This window comes from Chitinophaga alhagiae (assembly GCF_003568665.1).
GTDB lineage: Bacteria > Bacteroidota > Bacteroidia > Chitinophagales > Chitinophagaceae > Chitinophaga > Chitinophaga alhagiae.
The window spans coordinates 1-16809 of record NZ_QXMH01000001.1 but is presented as its reverse complement, the minus strand read 5'-3'; the positions used below and the strand labels follow the sequence as shown (position 1 = coordinate 16809).

The window sequence follows — 16809 nt, the reverse complement described above, 5'->3', positions numbered from 1 at the left end:
CGTCAGAATTGAAGTGATGCGTTAAAGCCGTAGGTGCGGACAGACGGCAGGTTGAAAAAATCCAGCCCGGCGGTATTGGGCTGGTCAAACAGCAACTGGCCGGGGTCTGCGCCTTTATATGGAGACCATAGCAGTATATTGGTGGCATAGGCGCTGAGGTGCAGCTCCCGCACTATTTTCCCCATGCTCCACCGGTAGCCCAGCCGCAGGGTGTTCAGCCGCAGCCAGCTGGCATCCTGGATGTATGCCTCCGCCACGCCGCCCGGCCCATAGCGCACCCAGCGGTTGTGTTCCAGCGGCCGCGCGGGGTCGTAAAAACTGACGGGCTGGTTGTTGGGGTGCCCGTTTTCCAGCACGCCGTCAAACACATAGCCGGTCATATTGCGGGCCGCGGCGCTGCCGGCCGAACGCCCGTAGTAGTCCAGCACCGCCTGCGTACCGTTCCAGGCATCGCCTCCCTTTTTCCACTCCCAGCTGGCGTTGAGGCTGAGCTTTTTCCAGTGCAGCTGGTGGTTGACCTTCACCACAAAATCAGGGATGGGGTTGCCGATCACCCGCAGCTGTTCATTAACAAGGGGAAAGCCGTCTGCCCCGATCACTATTTTGCCTTCCGCGGTGCGAAGATAGCTGTTACCCATTATAGCGCCCATGGCCGCGCCTTTTACGAGGGCCTTGTGTACGTCCGCAAAGCCCGCTATGGGAAGGGAAGGCCCGGCGGCGGCCGCTACGTTTGTAACCTGGTGGCGGTAGCGGAGCAGGGAAATGGTGTTGCTGGCGCCTGCCTTTTTACCGGATGCGCTTTGATGGCCCAATGTCAGCTCAATGCCCCGTTTGCGGTGGGCGGCTACGTTGGCCAGCTGCAGCTGCCCGTTGCGGTAGAGCGGAAATACATCGTCCTGCACGCTGGCGCTGAACCACTCCGCCGTTAGCGATAACCGGCGGTAGGTAAGCATGGCCTTTGTGCTGTACGAGCGGCTGCGCACCGGCCGCAACCCGTCATAACCGGTTGCTTCCGTGAGCGGGAAGTATTGCGCCGCCCCGCCTACGGGGTATTGCAGCAGGTTGGTGTAACCAAGGGCGCTGTTGACGGGCAGCTCGCTGTTGCCGGCTTGCAGGGAGCCGTACACATCCAGCCGCAGCCGGCGGTGAAAGATGTCTGCGGCCGTGTGTACGTTCAGCAGCGGGGAAAACTGGCGGGCGCGGGCGGCCGTGTTGGAGAAATAGAACGTATTGCCCGCCTCCGCGTCTACCTGTACCCGCTCAAGGTCATACTCCCAGTAATACCGCAGCTGCGTTTGATTGGCGCTGCGCTGAAAGGCGTAACGCCGCTGTTGGGGCTGGTACTGCATGTTGGCGCGGCTGTCTGTAAAAATATGATAGGCGTTGATGGAAGACCGCATGGCATACCGGGGCATGCGCACGGGGTAAGCAGCGTCCGCACGCAGGTAGTAGTTGCCGTTCCGCTGCCGCCGCTGCGTGGCCAAGCCGGCGGGGTAGGCCTCATGCCCGTTTTCCGATACCTGCCCGTAAGCCTGTGTGACCTGTGCCGTGGCGCGGCCATAGCGGTAGTCCAGTACAAGGTGGCCGCGCTGCTGCGTTTGGCCGTAAGCGTTAGGGTTGCGCTCCAGCAGCCAATACGGGTTGTGCGCCCCGTTGCCGTATGGCAACCCGCTGTACCGGTTGCTGAAGCCCGCGGGCGTGAGCAGGGCGTTCATGTAAGCGCGGTTGAGGTAGCCGGTGCGGTTGCCGTGGGAGAACCCGCTGCGCTGGTACCGGTAGCCGCCGGTAACGGAAAAATGGCCGAAGTGCCTTTTCACGGCGGCGGAGAGATGATCTGTACTGTTGCGGTTGGCCACCAGGAAGGTGTTCTCCCGGCTGCGGCCCAGCGTGGCATCTATCTCCCAGGTTGCTCCCGAGGTGTTCCGGGCATCGGCCCGCAAAGAAAGGGATTGGGACAGGGAAGAGGCGGTGCGGAAGATGCCGTTGTCATATATAACAGGTGGCCGGCCGTTGCCCGTGCCTGCCGCCACCAGTCTGCCGTTGGCGTCATAAGGGTAGCTGCCGCCGCCATCATACGCCAGCGCCGCCAGCGCGGGCCCGTAGCTGAACAGCTCCCCGGTTTCGGCCCCGCGCCAGGCCAGGGCGCCGTTTTCAGCGCGGCCCTGGGCATACGTGTTTTGCAAGGCCGGCTGCCGGTTGGCCCGCCGCAGCTCTACCGCGGTGCTGAAGTTGCCGGAAAGCCGCCATGTGGTGTAATGCAGCGGCCGCAGGCTGACGTGGCCGCCAGACACCTTTACTTTCCTGATGTTCCTGAAATAATAGCCGCGGCGCAGGTTGAGTTGCTGCAGGGAAGAGTCGTACAGGGCGTTGACGGCAAACGGCTCTTTTTTGACCAGGCTGAGGTAGTCAGCAGACAGCACCGGCTCCACAGGCTGTTGCTGCTGGCCGTACAGCAGCGAGGGCAGCAGCAAAAAGGGTATAAAATATTTCAAGGGACGCGCTTTGGTACATGGGCAGGATGCCGGTTTTGCAGCGAATCCATAAAGCGGCGCGGGATTTTTTTTTGAGGGGATCTGTGTTTGTTGTTTATGTATTTACCCGGTGGCGGTAACCCGCCTCTAGTTATCCGCGTACTCCCATGCGCTGCGGTAGGCGTTTCCTGGGGCCGCCTCTAGTTATCCGCATACTCCCATGCGCTGCGGTAGGCGTTCTGCTTTTCTGCATAGGTAATGAAATCCGCGTAAAAAGGCAGCCGGGAAAGGGTGGCGCTGTCACCGATCACCACCAGCTTTTTGCGGGCGCGCGTCATGGCCACGTTCATGCGGCGGATGTCTGCCAGGAAGCCGATGTTGCTGTCCGGGTTGCTGCGGGTCATGCTGATGTATACCACATCCCGCTCCTGGCCCTGGAAGCTGTCTATGGTATTGACGGATATTTTATGACGGTAGGGCTGCAGGGCGGCGGCGTGGTCCAGTTGCTCATTGAGGAGCGCTATCTGCTGGCGGTAGGGAGAGATGATGGCAATACCGGGGAAGTTTTCCGGCCGGTAATGCGGTTGCAGCTCATTGACCAGCTGGAGCAGGTGTTTGAAAAGGAAAGCCGCTTCTTCCGGGTTGGTGGTGCTGGTACCTTCTGTGGTTTCATCAAAGCCGCAGCCTGCGGTGTCTACGAACGCCAGCGGCGTATCTCCGGGGTGCAGCAGGTGGCCCGCCACGGAGGCATGGGCGGTCAGCCTGTTGCCGTAAAACACGGCGGCGGAATAGCCCATGATCATTTCGTGCATGCGGTACTGTTCTTCCAGCAGCGCCACGGCCGGCGGGTACAGGCCGGCCATTTTCTCCAGCAGGGTGGTGCTGAGGCCGTTGCGGGCGGCTTCGGCAGACTTTACGGTGGGAGACAACTGGCAATGGTCTCCCGCCAGCACTACCTTTTCCGCTTTCAGCACCGGTATCCAGCAGGCGGGTTCCAGCGCCTGCCCCGCCTCGTCTATCACTACGGTCCTGTACCGCAGGTTGCGCACCGTGTAATGGTTGGCGCCTACCAGGGTGGCGGTCACCACCTGGGCCTTGGCCATCAGGTCTTCCGTAATATATTGCTCCGTGCTCTCTACGTTTTTCATGATGTTGCGCGCCTCGTCAAAGAGGGCCTTGCGCTGGTCCCGCTCCGCCTTGCCGAAGTTGCGCTTGTATTTGTGGGCCATGTCCCGGAACTCGGAGGCCTGTTTTTTGAGGCGCCTGATGTCTTTCATGGCCGGGTGGGCGCTCATTTTTGCGTCCAGCGTGAGGGACATGAGCTGTTCAGACACCCTGGCCGGGTTGCCTACCCGCAATACGTTGAGGCCTTCGGCGGCCAGCTTTTCGCTGAGCAGGTCTACCGCCGCGTTGCTGGGCGCTACCACCAGCACCTGCTTTTCTTCCCGCAGCAGCGCTTTGATGGCCTGCACCAGGGTGGTGGTTTTACCGGTGCCCGGCGGGCCGTGTACAATGGCCAGGTCGTTGGCGGCCAGTATGCGGTTTACGGCGGCCTGCTGGGAGGGGTTGAGGCCGGGTACCGCTACCGGCGGCAGGGCATCGTTAAAGGTGGGGGCTTTGGCGCCGGTGAGCACCTGTGCCAGGTGCCCTTCCTTTTTATCGAGGATGGCCGCGGCCTGTTTGAGGGCGTTCTGCATCTCGTCGTAGCTGTTGTCATCAAACAGCAGGTCTACGCCCAGCTTGCCGTTGCGGCTCCATTCCGGCAGCTCGTCCGTTTTGAGGGTGAGCTTCAGCCGGTTGCCGCTTTGCCAGGTCACCACGCCTTCTACCGCGTCTTCTTTGGGATCGTGGTTGGAAAACAGCATGGCAGACACGCCGAAGCGCAGCTGGTGGGGCACGTCCTGGTGGGTAGTGCGTTCCAGCTCCACCGTCAGGTAATCTCCCCGGCCCATTTCAGTGTCCCTGACGGCTACCGGGTACCAGGTAAGGCCCGCCGCCCGCCGGTCTCCCGTGGAGCTGCTGCTGATCAGCTGCTGGTATTGTTTCCGGTCTTCTTCCCGCTCCGTCTTCAACAGGTCAAGGAGTGCTGAAAAATAATTCATCCGGCAAAGGTACGGGCCACGGCCTTTATTTTAACGTTTGACCGGGTAAATAATACCAGGCGGCCCGCCGGGCGCGGCCGGTGAGGAAGAGCCGGTAACCGCCGTCAGCGGCAGCCGCCGCTGCGGGCGCGGCAACGGTCTCTTCCATGCCCGCATGGCGCCGCCACGCACCACGCATTGGCGGTGAAAATGCCATCAGCCGGTACAGCAACCCGTTTTTTGTAATTTGCGGGATGCAGCACACCATTGCAAGGATCAAATCTGTATACCCGCTTTCTGAAGACCGGCTTCAACAGTTCACCGGCATGCTGGAGGCCGTTGAGCTGAAAAAAGGGCACCTCCTGTTCCGGGAAGGTAAAACCTGCCGCGACCTGTATTTTCTTGAAAAAGGCATTGCCCGCGCGTATTGCAGCACGGGAGACAGTCATCTCACCTTCTGGTTCGGCACGGAGGGAGACTTCCTGATGTCTTTCAACGGGTATGTGAACAACAGCGCCGGGTACGAGACCATTGAGCTGCTGGAAGACGCGCTGCTCTACAAGGTGCCTGTTGCGGAGCTGGAGCATTTGTACCAGACAGACCTCCAGTTTGCTAACTGGGGCCGCAAGCTCACGGAGAAGGAGCTGATACAGACCGAAGAACGTTTCATTTCCCGGCAGTTCAAAACTGCCACGGAGCGCTACAAGGCCCTGATGGAAGAAGCGCCCGGGCTGCTGCGCCGGGTGCAGTTGGGATACATCGCCTCCTACCTGGGCATTACACAGGTAACGCTCAGCCGCATCAGGGCCGAGCTGAAATAATTTTTATCATTTGTAAAATTTTAGGAGCAGCAGAAGCCGCACCTTTGCAGGGCAATTAAAAACAGGAGTTATGAACTGGATCATATTGATCATTGCAGGTTTGTTTGAAGTAGGCTTCGCATCCTGCCTGGGTAAAATGAAGGAAACCACCGGCAGCGCCGCCATCATGTGGGGCGCGGGCTTTTTTGTGTGCCTTACGGTGAGCATGCTGTTGTTGTACAAGGCGCAGCAAACCCTGCCTATTGGTACCGCTTACGCAGTATGGACGGGTATTGGCGCGGTAGGTACCGTGTTGATGGGCATACTGGTATTCAAGGAGCCGGCCACGTTCTGGCGCCTGTTCTTCATCAGCACGCTGATCTGTTCCATCATAGGCCTGAAGGTAGTTTCATCACACTAGGCTGTATATATCGCAGAAAGCAGGCATGCCGGTATTGCAATAGTATTGTGACCGGTAATAGGTACAGGCTTCCCCTGTACCTATTTTTATGTTGCGTTACGGTAGGCGCGGTATGTTGCGTTACGGTATATGTTGCGGTTGTACCCCAGATCGTTGACTATTTGGCCTTTTCTTCCAGAATGGAGTGGATATTGCCGGAAGGGTCTTCAAACCAGGCTATCAGCGGCCCGCCTTCCCGCATAATGCCTTTGTCATCTGTTTTGATCTCGCCGTCGTATTGCAGGAACTTCACGCCGCGGCCGGTCATTTCCGCCACTGTTTTCTCAATATCGTCTACCGGGAAGTTGAGCACGGTATAGCTGGCCGGTGTATGGTTGGGCTTGGGGTACAGCATAACGGTATGGCCCCCTTCCAGCTGCAGCTCCAGCAGCGGCATGGCGGCCTCGCTGCCCTCTTTTACATTGAGGCCCAGTATTTCCGCGTAGAATTTTTTAGCCTGTTCAATATCGTTCACGGAAAAACTCGTGAATGCTTTGGTATGTGTAAACATGTTACTGTTATTTACGGGTGAACAATACGTACATGGCACAAATATGCGGCCAATATGCCGGTTGGCCGGCGGGCAGATGTGCAAATTTTGGGGGTGAATGTGCCGTGGGGCATATAGGTTGGCGGCGGCCACACCTGAATAGATCCTGGTGATCTGTGCCGCCGGGGCAATAAGGCCGGAACAATAAAAAGGGGCCGTCTCAAAAGTAATTTGATGGCCCCGAGAATCACGTAAACGAAAAATCTCTCCATCAGGTACCCGAATAAGATCAGGTAAAAATTACTTTTGAGACGGCCCCTTTTTTATTATGAATCGATACAAATCTATTTTTTATCCCACCATACAGGCTCGTTGAGGTAAGTAGGCTTGTCCGCATTTGGATTGGCCTCTTTTACTCTTACAATGTTGTAGTTGATCTCGTAGCTGGCTACGGCAAACCTGCGCGGCCAGTCCGTAGCGTTGGGATACGCTTCAGTGAATACGTGAGAGGGGCGTTTGAAACCTTTGTATACGCCCGCCGCCTCATTGTAGTTGCCGGAGGCATCCGTGCAGAAGTCCATACGGCGCAGGTCTACCCACAGTTCAGGAGAGTAGGAGAGCGCCAGGTATTTCTGTATCATGATGTGGCTCAGGGTGAGGTTGTTGGCATCCTGCACCACGGAGGTGCTGGCCAGGAAGTTGTCTATGGTGCCGGATGCAATGCCCAGGTGCGACATGTGGGCGCGGATGCCCGCTTTGTACGCCGTGAGCGCTTCACCCGCCTGACCTTGTTTGAATTTCACTTCCGCTTCTATGAAACGCATTTCCGCGTTGGTAAACAGCAGGCCTTTGGCGCCGCGCGCGGTATACCAGGTACCGGTAGACTGGATGCGCTGGCCCGCCGTGGGGGCGTAGGGCGTTTTGCGCAGCACTACATACTGGGAGTCAGGGCTGGAAAATTCATTTTTATCTGTAGAGAACGTATACCCCAGCGGCCCTGTCTTCGGCAGATCGGAAGCCATGTCTATGCCTACGGCACGCACCAGGTTCCCGGCTTTGTCCGTAGTATGCGGGATCATCAGGAGTATGCGCGGGTCCGCCATGTTGGAGCCGCCGGTGGGCGCGCCGGTATAGTTGTTCGTGAGGTAATCTACGTACAGCTTGGTAACCCTGGCGCTGGTACCGGTATTGGTATACTGCAGGGCTTCCTTGGCAGCGTTGGGAATGGAAGGCCCTTCGTCTACATATTGCATTATGCTGCTTTGGGCTTCCGTTTGCGGGCCTTTAGATACCGCATCGAGTATGGCCTGCGGGTTATATTCCGCTTTTTTGCTGAGGTGGTTCAGGTAGCGTGCTTTCAGGCCATAGGCGAGGCGTATCCAGTTGTCTACGTTCCCCTTGTTCAGGATGTCTCCCTTGGACAGCGGAGGGGCACTGGGGCCTTGTGTTTTCTGCAGGTCGGCAATGGCTTCGTCCAGCAGGGCGAGCACTTTTTCCTGCACATGGGCGCCATCGTCAAACTTGGGCGTGATATTGTCCGCAATGTCAAACTCATCATACGGCAACATGCCGTAAAAGTCGGCCAGCGTACCAAAGCCCCAGGCTTTGATGATCTTGGCGGCGCCGATGTAATGCCATGCTTCCACTTTTTCAGCCGCTACGATCAGCGGCGCTATGTTCACGGCGGCATTTACGTACCAGCATTGCCACGGCCAGTTGGCGCTTGATGTATTGGAATACCAGCGCGTAAGGTTCCAGTTGTTGTTAACGGCGTAGGTAACGCCCAGCTGTTGTGATAAAAAGGCCGCCCGGGTGCCGGAGCTTTCGTAAGCATCGGCAAACTGCGCTGTTAACGGTGGAAGCCGTTGCTCCGCCGTAGGCACGGTGGAGTTGGCGCTGTTGGGGTTATCGTTGACATCTACCCATTTTTTACAAGATGTAAAAGCGGCAGATAAACTAAGTATATACAGTAATTTTTTCATGTCCCTAACTTTTAGAATTTAAGATTTAAACCAATGGCCAGGCCGGCGGTTGCAGGTACGCCACAATAGTCAATGCCTACAGAACCGGAGCCTATTACGCCAGCGCCCGCGGCACTGGTTTCAGGGTCCATGCCGGTGTAGTTGGTCAACAGCAGGAGGTTGGTGCCGGTGGCCGTAAGGGTAGCGCCTTTCAGCCAGTTGACGCCGCCCAGCGCGGATTTAGGTAATGAATATGCGAGGGACAGGGAGCGGAGGCGCAGCCAGTTCACTTTTTCTATAAAGAAAGGAGCGTTGGCGAGGTAAATGTCCCGGTAGTATTTCTCCGAGGCTTTTACTGTTCTGGTAACAGGCTCGTAGTTTTTGGTATCGGGGTTTAAAGACATGCCGGTGAAGGTGATGTCCTGGTCCCGGTTCTCGGTCCTTTTGCTGAGGCCGTAGGCCACCAGCAGGTATTCCGTACCATTGTACACATCCCCGCCCAGGCGGAAGTCGAACAGGAAAGACAGGTTGAAGTTCTTGTAGTTGAAGCTGTTGTTCAAACCGCCGATCATATCCGGTTCACGGTTGCCTACGAGTGATGTGGCGTTGTTGGTGGTAAGCGGATAGCCGGAGTTCCAGTCCAGCAGCAGGTCGCCGTTTTCATGTGTCTGCCATTTGAGGCCGCTCAGGCCCATAAAGTAACCGTCATCAAAAGAAGCGGCTTTGGCATTGCCTACCTGCACGTCTGTTACATACAGAATGGGGAGCGCGCCGGGCAGGGATTTTACACGACCCTTGTTGTGCGAAACGTTCAGCGTAACATCCCAGTTGAAATCTTTCCTCCTCACGGGATTGGCGTTGATAGACACTTCAATGCCCTTGTTCTCGATCTCGCCGGTGTTCACAAAGCTCAGGATATACCCGGTGGCGTTACTTACGCGCGGCTGCAGTATCTGATCCCGGCTGTTGTTGATGTAATAGGTAAAATCAAGCCCCAGCCTGCCGTTCAGGAAACGCAGCTCCGTACCAAATTCTGTGGATGTGGTGGTTTCCGGCTTCAGCTTGTTGTTGCCGCGTGCCCAATAGTTGCGGAAACCTCCGCCTATGGTCAGCTCAGGGCCGAACAGGTAGGTGTTGGTCTGGTACGCGGGGGCGTCTTTACCCACCTGCGCCCAGGATGCCCGCACCTTACCGAAAGAAAGGATGCTGCTTTTCGGCATCAGCTCGGTGAAAACAAAACTTCCGCTCACTGACGGGTAGAAGAAAGACTGGTTCTGCGGAGGCAGGGTGGAGGAAATGTCGTTACGGCCTGTTACGTTGAGGTACAGGAAGTTTTTATAAGAAACCCGCAGGTCTCCATAGAAACCTGCCAGGCGCCTGCGTGTCAGGTTTTCGGAGAGGTACTGGTTCTCTTTGGCGGCGTTGTTGATACTGACAAAGTTCGGTATCACAAAGTTTTCCGCCCTGATGGAGTTGGATTTCAGCCAGGTGTCTTCCGTAGAGTTACCGAGCAGCAGCCCAAAGTCCCAGTCTTTCACGGTTTTGTGGAAGTTCAGCATCAGGTTGGAGTTCACGTAGTTGTAAGTGCGGTCTGTTTCAGATAACATACCGTTCTGCCAGGCTACTTTTACACCGGAACCGGGCGCCGTGAGGCTGGTGTACTGCGTGGTGTAGTTATCCACGCCCAGGCGGTAGGTTACGTCAAACCAGTCCGTGATCTTGGCCGTAGTGTATACAGTACCGATGAAACGCGTATTGCGGTCGCTTTGCGGGTTCCTGTATACCAGCCAGTTCGGGTTATCGATATCGTCTATAAGCTCGGGATTAAGTATCAGCCTACGCTTCGTTCCATCCGGGTTCAGGTAGTTGCTCATATCATCATTCCGGGGCCAGGCTATGATACTTTCCATATAACCGCTGCCGCTTGACCCCCATAAACCGCTGCCGGTGAGGGTTTTCTGTGACTCATTGCGGGCGTAGGAAGCCGTTACCCCAAAGGTGAAAATACCCAGCTTCTGCTCCCCGTTGAAACGTACCGTGCTGCGGGTAAAGTCTGTAGTAGGCACAATCCCCGTTTGTATCAGGTTAGAGCCGGAGAGGAAGAAGTTGCCGGTTTGGGAACCGCCGGATACGGTGAAGCTGTTGTCAAATGCATGCGCCCTTTCAAAGAAATCGCCCATGTTATCGTATACAGGCTCGCCCGCGGCAAATTTGTCTCCCCAGGAGCGGGTGGTGTTGGCAATATAGCTGCCGTTATAGTAAGACCCTTGTTTATAGATCCCCTGCTGTTTGGGCAGCTTGTTCACCCAGTTGTTCATATAGCGGGAGGTAACAGTGCCTGTTACGCTGCCTACCGCGCCTTTTTTGGTGGTGATCACAATAGCGCCCGCGGCGGCACGCAGGCCGTACAGGGCGGCGGCGGCAGGGCCTTTCAGCACGGAAATAGACTCAATGTCTTCCGGGTTGAGGTCCATGGCGCGGTTGCTGTTGGTGGTGGAGAGGTTCACGCTGCCGTCAAAGGCGCTGTTGTCTCCCTGGCCGGTAGAATTGTCCATCGGCATCCCGTCAATTACGAACAGGGGCTGGTTGTCACGCTCCAGCGACGTACCGCCGCGGATGATGATGGAAGCGGAAGAGCCGGGCGCGCCGCCGGAGTTGGTCACGTTCACACCGGCTATTTTGCCGTTCAGTGAATTGACGAGGTTGGCGTCTTTGTTCTTCAGCAGCTCCTCGGACTTGATGTCTTGCACCGAATAGCCGAGGCCCTTTTTTTCCTTTTTAATACCCATGGCCGTTACCACCACTTCGCCCAGCGCACTGGTAGACGTTCTCATGGTAATGTTCACAGGGCCGTCTCCCGGCGTTACTTCCTGGGTTTCGTAACCCACAAAAGAAAACAGCAGGGCTTCGCCCGGGCCCACCTGGATGCTGAAATGGCCCCTGATGTCTGTCTGGGTGTTGCGGGTAGTGCTTTTTACCCTTACCGTTACACCCGGCATGGGGCCTCCTTCGTCGGACAGCACCGTGCCGGTAACAGCTTTCTGCTGTGCCAGCAGCGCAGCAGGCAGCATCAGCATTACTAACGCATACACCGCTAATAACCGGAGAGTTCTTCTCATTGTTCTGATTTTTAGATTTTGAATTGAAAATATTTGGCTGATTACAATTGCGCATACCCGGTTGCACACACGGCAACGTACGTTCCTTGCAAACGTACATGGGGTATCATTACATCGTTACTGATACTGATTGATTTGCGATATAGGACGGCTACGCCTCATGATTCCCGAAATGATTTAAGTTTTGCAGAATAGTCCCGATAGATCTGATTGCTTCCTTCCAGGGGCAAAGCGCTGCCCGTACAGGTTTAAAATTTGCTGATCATTTGTTTTTAAGGTAAATACATCACTCCCACACACTGGAATTGATTGCTTTCAGGCGCCGCCTCAAACCGATTTAAGATTTTGCTACTGTTTTTACTTGTTGAGGGCGTTCTACATCATCCCAATTCAGATCTCAAGATTTTGCTACTTTTTTTTTGAGGGCACAAATATTGCCCCGAAATAGATTTTAAGTTTTGCTACACGTTTACTTTTTCCCAGGCAAAAAATATGCTCCTGGCGGGCGGATTTACATCTTTTGCTGACCGTTGACGTAATTTAATCACAAGATAACAGTCCTGGCGACTATTACGCACTTCACAGCCGGTTTTTTTTGCACTTTTTGTGCATATCTTATCTTGGTTGTAACATGCATGTGTTAGAAATACTGTTTTATGGCATGTGTTTGCGGGCAGGAGAGTGCAGGATAGTATTTCTGGCAAAATCGGCTAATTTGTTGCCGGACCGCAATGAGTTCCACGTCTGCTTTCTATGTTCAATTTCCGCTACATGATACTGACCGCGCTGTTAGCGGTACTGCATGCCCATGCAACAGGGCAGTCACTTTCATTGCTGGAGGCCGGTTTTACCCGCCCGCCGGATTCCGTAAAACCTTCTGTTTACTGGTACTGGATGAGTGACAACATCTCGGACAGCGGCGTGGTGAAAGACCTGGAGGCCATGGCCGCCATCGGTATTGGCCGCGCTTTCATCGGCAACATCGGGATGGATGCCGCGGAAACAACTTATGGGGACGTGAAGATGTTCAGCCAGGACTGGTGGCGCATCACCCAACTGGCCATCCGTACGGCGGGCCGGCTGGGCATAGACATTGGCCTGTTCAACAGTCCGGGCTGGAGCCAGTCAGGCGGCCCCTGGGTACAACCGCGGCAGGCCATGCGTTACCTGGCGCCGGTGGTGCAGCGGGTAAAAGGGCCGCAGCGGTTCAACAGCCGCTTGTCCGCACCCGTTCCGCATTTCCAGGACGTGGCCGTGCTGGCGGTACCGGCAGAAGAAAACCAGGTAGCGGGCGCCATCACGGCAAACATCAACATCCCTGACATCCGGCATATGACAGATGGAGATACGGCCAGCGTTGCGTTTTTGCCTGAAGGCACCAAAGCAGCCATTCTTGATCTGAGCGCTCCCGCGGCCATTACGGCCCGCAGCCTGGTGCTGCACCCCGCGCGGTCGCCTTTTTCGGCCCGGTGTGAGCTGCAGGTGCTGGACAATGGCCGCTACCGCAGCGTGCAGCAATTTGACGCAGACCGCAGCAACCCGCAGAAAAGCGTGGGTTTTATGCCCTATGGCCCGGTGGCCATTTCCTTCCCCGCCGTGAGCGGTACCGCTTTCAGGCTGGTGTTCACCGGCGTGCGGGGAAAAATGGGCTTTGCGGAAATCACCCTCGGCACCGCGCCGAAAGTAGAACGGTATATAGAAAAACAACTGGCCAAAATGTTCCAGACGCCGCTGCCACTGTGGAACGAATACCAGTGGGCGCCCGCTCCAGAGCCCAACGCCCCGGTAACGCCCGCCGCCAAAGTGGTGGACCTCAGCCGCCTGCTGCGGCCAGACGGCAGCCTGCAATGGAACGTGCCGCCCGGAACGTGGGACGTTATCCGTTTCGGCATGGCGCCCACCGGCGTTAACAACTCGCCCGCCGTACCCGAAGGTACCGGCCCGGAAGTGGACAAAATGAATAAACAGGCCCTGGCGGCGCACTTCAATGCCTTTGTAGGCAAAATTCAGCAAAGCATGCCCGCCGCCGAGCGGAGCGCGTTAAAATATGTAGTGGCAGACAGTTATGAAACCGGTTCCCAGAACTGGACAGACGGGATGGCCGCCGCCTTCAAAAAGAAATATGGATATGACCCGCTGCCCTGGCTGCCGGTATTGACCGGGCGCATCATTGGCAGCGCAGACCAGAGCGACCGTTTTCTCTGGGACCTGCGGCGCATGGTGGCAGACCGCGTGGCGTATGATTATGTAGGCGGCCTGCGGGAACTAAGCCACCGGCACGGGTTGCGCGTGTGGCTGGAAAATTACGGCCACTGGGGTTTCCCGGGAGAGTTCCTGCAATACGGCGGCCAGTCTGATGAAGTAGGCGGCGAGTTCTGGAACGAAGGAGACCTGGGCAGCATCGAAAACAAGGCCGCCTCATCCGCCGCTCATATCTATGGCAAAAAAAGAGTGGCCGCAGAATCTTTCACGGCCGGCGGCCGCCCTTACCAGCGTTACCCCGCCCTGCTCAAGAAACGGGGGGACTGGTCTTTTACCGAAGGCGTGAACCACACGCTGCTGCATGTATACATCCAGCAACCTTACGAAGAACGCAACCCCGGCGTGAATGCCTGGTTTGGTACCGAGTTTAACCGCAAGAACACCTGGTTCTACCAGTCTAAAGCCTTTATAGATTACATCCGCCGTTGCAATTTTATACTGCAACAGGGGCTGCCCGTTAACGACGTAGCTTATTTCATAGGGGAAGACGCGCCTAAAATGACCGGCGTGCGGGATCCCGCTTTGCCCGCCGGCTACGGGTTTGACTACATCAACGCAGAGGTGATACAACACCGGTTGCAGGTAAAGAACGGGCGCTTTGTGCTGCCGGATGGTATGCAATACCGCCTGCTGGTGCTGCCAAAGCTGGCCACCATGCGGCCCGCGCTGCTCAAACGCCTGGAGCAGCTGGTTGCCGCGGGGGGCGTTGTATTGGGCCCGGCGCCGGAACGCTCGCCCAGTTTGCAAAATTACCCGGCGGCAGACCGGGAAGTGCGGCAGCTGGCCAACAAACTGTGGGGAAAGGTAGACGGGCGCAACGTTAAATGGGCCCGCTATGGCAAAGGCATTATAGCCACCGGCATGAGCGTGGAAGAAATAATGGACATCATCCAGCTGGGGCCGGACTTTGAAGCGCCCGCCGCCGTGCCGGTATTGTATACGCACCGCAGCACGCCCCCGGCAGACATATACTTTGTGACCAACCAGGCAGACAGCACTATTTCATTCAACGCCCGGTTCCGTGTAAGCGGTCGCCAACCGGAGTGGTGGGATGCCGTAACCGGCCAGCGCCGGCCGCTGCCGGAATATACCGGCAACACAGCAGTGCCGCTAACGCTGGCGCCGTTCCAGAGCGGGTTTGTGGTATTCACGGAAAAAGGCGGCCGTGCCGCTTCTGATACTGTGCGGCATGCGGCGGCACGTGAAATGGACGAGAGAACGGGCAGCAATGCGGCTGCGCGGCGTTCAGCGGCACGTGAAGTGCAGGAGAGAACAGGCAGTAATGCAGCGGCACCAGTAATACCAGCAGGCACCGCTTCCTCCAATTTTCCGGAGCCGCAACCGCTGCTCACTGTACATGGCCCGTGGAAGCTGCAATTCGGCCAGCAGGCGTATGCGTGGGATACCCTGCAAGACTGGAGTAGGAACGCCGCCGTACGCAACTTCTCCGGCACCGCTATATACACCGCTACGTTCAATGCCCCTGCGCTGCCCGCCGGCGCGCGGTTATACCTCCACCTGGGCACGGTGAAAGTAATTGCCGGTGTGAAAGTGAACGGCAAAGACGCCGGCACCGCCTGGACGGCGCCCTGGCAGGTAGACGTAACCGGCCTGGTGTACCCCGGCGCCAACACGCTGGAAATTGCCGTGACCAACACCTGGGTAAACCGGCTGATCGGAGACAGCCAGTTGCCCGCCGCGGAACGCACTACCTGGACGAGCGTAAACCCTTACACGCCCGCCAGCGTTTATGAAACCTCCGGGCTGCTGGGGCCGGTTACCCTGCAGGCCGTGACCTATTAATTAAAGGTAACTATATACTTGTTAAACCCAAATGGCCTAAAGCCTTATTTGAGAAATATTCTTAATGACTTCTAAAATGTCGTTTTCGTCAATTACAGAACTGGCATTTATTTTGGGATTTCCATTAGCATCGTACCACATAAACCAGAAACATCTGGTGTTGTTCACCTTATCGATGACATGCTCTAACCAAAGAGAACTAGATTCATCTTCATACAAGGCACTTTGGGTCACACTTCCCCTATGAAGGTGTCCTAAACGATGCTCAAATCCTCTATTAATATCTGTCTCAAACCGTTTATTTTGACAGGTAAAATCCAAAGGAATATTATTTTGAATAATTCTCGGCATACTGAAAAGTTTAGCATCAATATATATCAAAATTGTTTAATTTTTCAAACGGGATTTTCAGGTAAAAAATCCTTTGGAGAACATTGAAATATCTTAGCAAGTTCGTTTAGGTGGTTTAGGTTGTATTTGGCTCTATACTTAGGGTTCTCCACATCACCAATAAACCCTACAGATACATCAAGCATATAGGCTAATTCCTTTTGGGAGTATCCTTTTTCTACTCTTTTCTCTTTCACTTTGTCGATGATATACTGCTCTATAGGTGTGTGTAGTGGATTAGCCATTTTTATAATATGGTTTAGTCCACAAAGAATCTTTATCTGAAAAAATATTTCACACGTACAGGTATGTGTATTATATTTGAGGGAAATAAACCTCAAATATGGCAACAACACAAAAATTCAAGGTCATGGTTGTGATTAAGGACAATCATGGTGTATCTCGTACCATTTACCCAATTATTGAAGCTGGCACTGATCTGGAAGCTAAAAGGCTTGCCCAAGCCCAATACCCAGACGCTAGTGTTAGAACCGTTACTAAAGTTTAACCAATCTTATATCTATGAGGAAAGGATTATTCTATTCATCAATCTTTCTAGCGTTATTCCTTGTTACTTCTTGTGGGAATAGTTTTAATGGCTCTACATACGCAAGCACTTCTGGCAGGCTTTACATTAAATTCTTAGATGGTAATACTTTGGAATGGAAGGGTAATTATAAATTCCGCGCTGAAGAATACTCTTATGCTTTAGAGGGCAATAAGATAAGGGCTACACGTAAATCTTTTGGTCAGGTACATTATATCACTATTATTGATAAAAATACTTTGGAGATTGACAATGGAACTCAATATTATCTGAAGTAGTAATTATGCGCTGATCTAACGACACTATCCCAAAAACTGTGTAAACGTAGAAAATCGGAGTTCAAAGCGCTCCGATTTTTTTATTTTTAAACTTTATACAGACAATGAAAGCAGAGGAATTTTTATCAGACGATTTTTTGAAGCAAT

12 protein-coding genes are annotated in these 16809 nt (G+C 55.0%); 5 read left to right on the top strand and 7 right to left on the bottom strand.

Going from position 1 to position 16809, the window contains the following annotated elements; genetic code table 11:
• Window positions 1-2: 2 nt before the first annotated feature.
• Together D3A97_RS24975 and D3A97_RS00050 are read right to left on the bottom strand one after the other, a co-directional pair.
• Window positions 3-2492, bottom strand: a complete 2490-nt coding sequence (locus D3A97_RS24975) for a SusC/RagA family TonB-linked outer membrane protein (RefSeq protein WP_198673801.1) — start codon at window positions 2490-2492, stop codon at window positions 3-5.
• 179 nt (window positions 2493-2671) lie between these two features.
• On the bottom strand, window positions 2672-4573 hold the full coding sequence (locus D3A97_RS00050; RefSeq protein ID WP_119075339.1) for an AAA domain-containing protein: 1902 nt from the start codon (window positions 4571-4573) through the stop codon (window positions 2672-2674).
• A 146-nt stretch (window positions 4574-4719) separates the two neighbouring features.
• Between D3A97_RS00050 and D3A97_RS00040 the strand changes: the two genes are divergently transcribed.
• Complete coding sequence (locus D3A97_RS00040) at window positions 4720-5373, top strand: Crp/Fnr family transcriptional regulator (protein ID WP_232825799.1); 654 nt, start codon at window positions 4720-4722, stop codon at window positions 5371-5373.
• A gap of 70 nt (window positions 5374-5443) precedes the next feature.
• On the top strand, window positions 5444-5773 hold the full coding sequence (locus D3A97_RS00035) for a DMT family transporter (protein ID WP_119075331.1): 330 nt from the start codon (window positions 5444-5446) through the stop codon (window positions 5771-5773).
• 157 nt (window positions 5774-5930) lie between these two features.
• Here D3A97_RS00035 and D3A97_RS00030 read toward each other — a convergent pair whose 3' ends face one another.
• From D3A97_RS00030 to D3A97_RS00020, 3 genes are all read right to left on the bottom strand, one after another.
• Window positions 5931-6323 carry a VOC family protein gene (locus D3A97_RS00030; protein ID WP_119075329.1) on the bottom strand — a complete coding sequence of 131 codons (393 nt, stop codon included), beginning with the start codon at window positions 6321-6323 and terminating at the stop codon, window positions 5931-5933.
• 323 nt (window positions 6324-6646) lie between these two features.
• Window positions 6647-8284 (bottom strand): SusD/RagB family nutrient-binding outer membrane lipoprotein, encoded by a 1638-nt coding sequence (locus D3A97_RS00025; RefSeq protein WP_119075326.1) that lies wholly within the window; start codon window positions 8282-8284, stop codon window positions 6647-6649.
• Between the two features lie 11 nt (window positions 8285-8295).
• The gene (locus D3A97_RS00020) at window positions 8296-11382 is read right to left on the bottom strand and encodes a SusC/RagA family TonB-linked outer membrane protein (protein WP_119075324.1); all 3087 of its coding nucleotides are present in this window, start codon (window positions 11380-11382) and stop codon (window positions 8296-8298) included.
• A 771-nt stretch (window positions 11383-12153) separates the two neighbouring features.
• Between D3A97_RS00020 and D3A97_RS00015 the strand changes: the two genes are divergently transcribed.
• Window positions 12154-15447 (top strand): glycosyl hydrolase, encoded by a 3294-nt coding sequence (locus tag D3A97_RS00015; protein WP_157986276.1) that lies wholly within the window; start codon window positions 12154-12156, stop codon window positions 15445-15447.
• 36 nt (window positions 15448-15483) lie between these two features.
• Here the strand turns inward: D3A97_RS00015 and D3A97_RS00010 are convergent, their stop codons facing one another.
• Window positions 15484-15798, bottom strand: a complete 315-nt coding sequence (locus D3A97_RS00010; protein WP_157986275.1) for a hypothetical protein — start codon at window positions 15796-15798, stop codon at window positions 15484-15486.
• A 44-nt stretch (window positions 15799-15842) separates the two neighbouring features.
• Window positions 15843-16082, bottom strand: a complete 240-nt coding sequence (locus D3A97_RS00005; RefSeq protein WP_119078351.1) for a helix-turn-helix transcriptional regulator — start codon at window positions 16080-16082, stop codon at window positions 15843-15845.
• 98 nt (window positions 16083-16180) lie between these two features.
• Between D3A97_RS00005 and D3A97_RS24745 the strand changes: the two genes are divergently transcribed.
• Together D3A97_RS24745 and D3A97_RS24740 are read left to right on the top strand one after the other, a co-directional pair.
• The gene (locus D3A97_RS24745; RefSeq protein ID WP_157986274.1) at window positions 16181-16345 is read left to right on the top strand and encodes a hypothetical protein; all 165 of its coding nucleotides are present in this window, start codon (window positions 16181-16183) and stop codon (window positions 16343-16345) included.
• Window positions 16346-16359: 14 nt separating this feature from the next.
• Window positions 16360-16662 (top strand): hypothetical protein, encoded by a 303-nt coding sequence (locus D3A97_RS24740; RefSeq protein ID WP_157986273.1) that lies wholly within the window; start codon window positions 16360-16362, stop codon window positions 16660-16662.
• Window positions 16663-16809 lie beyond the last annotated feature (147 nt).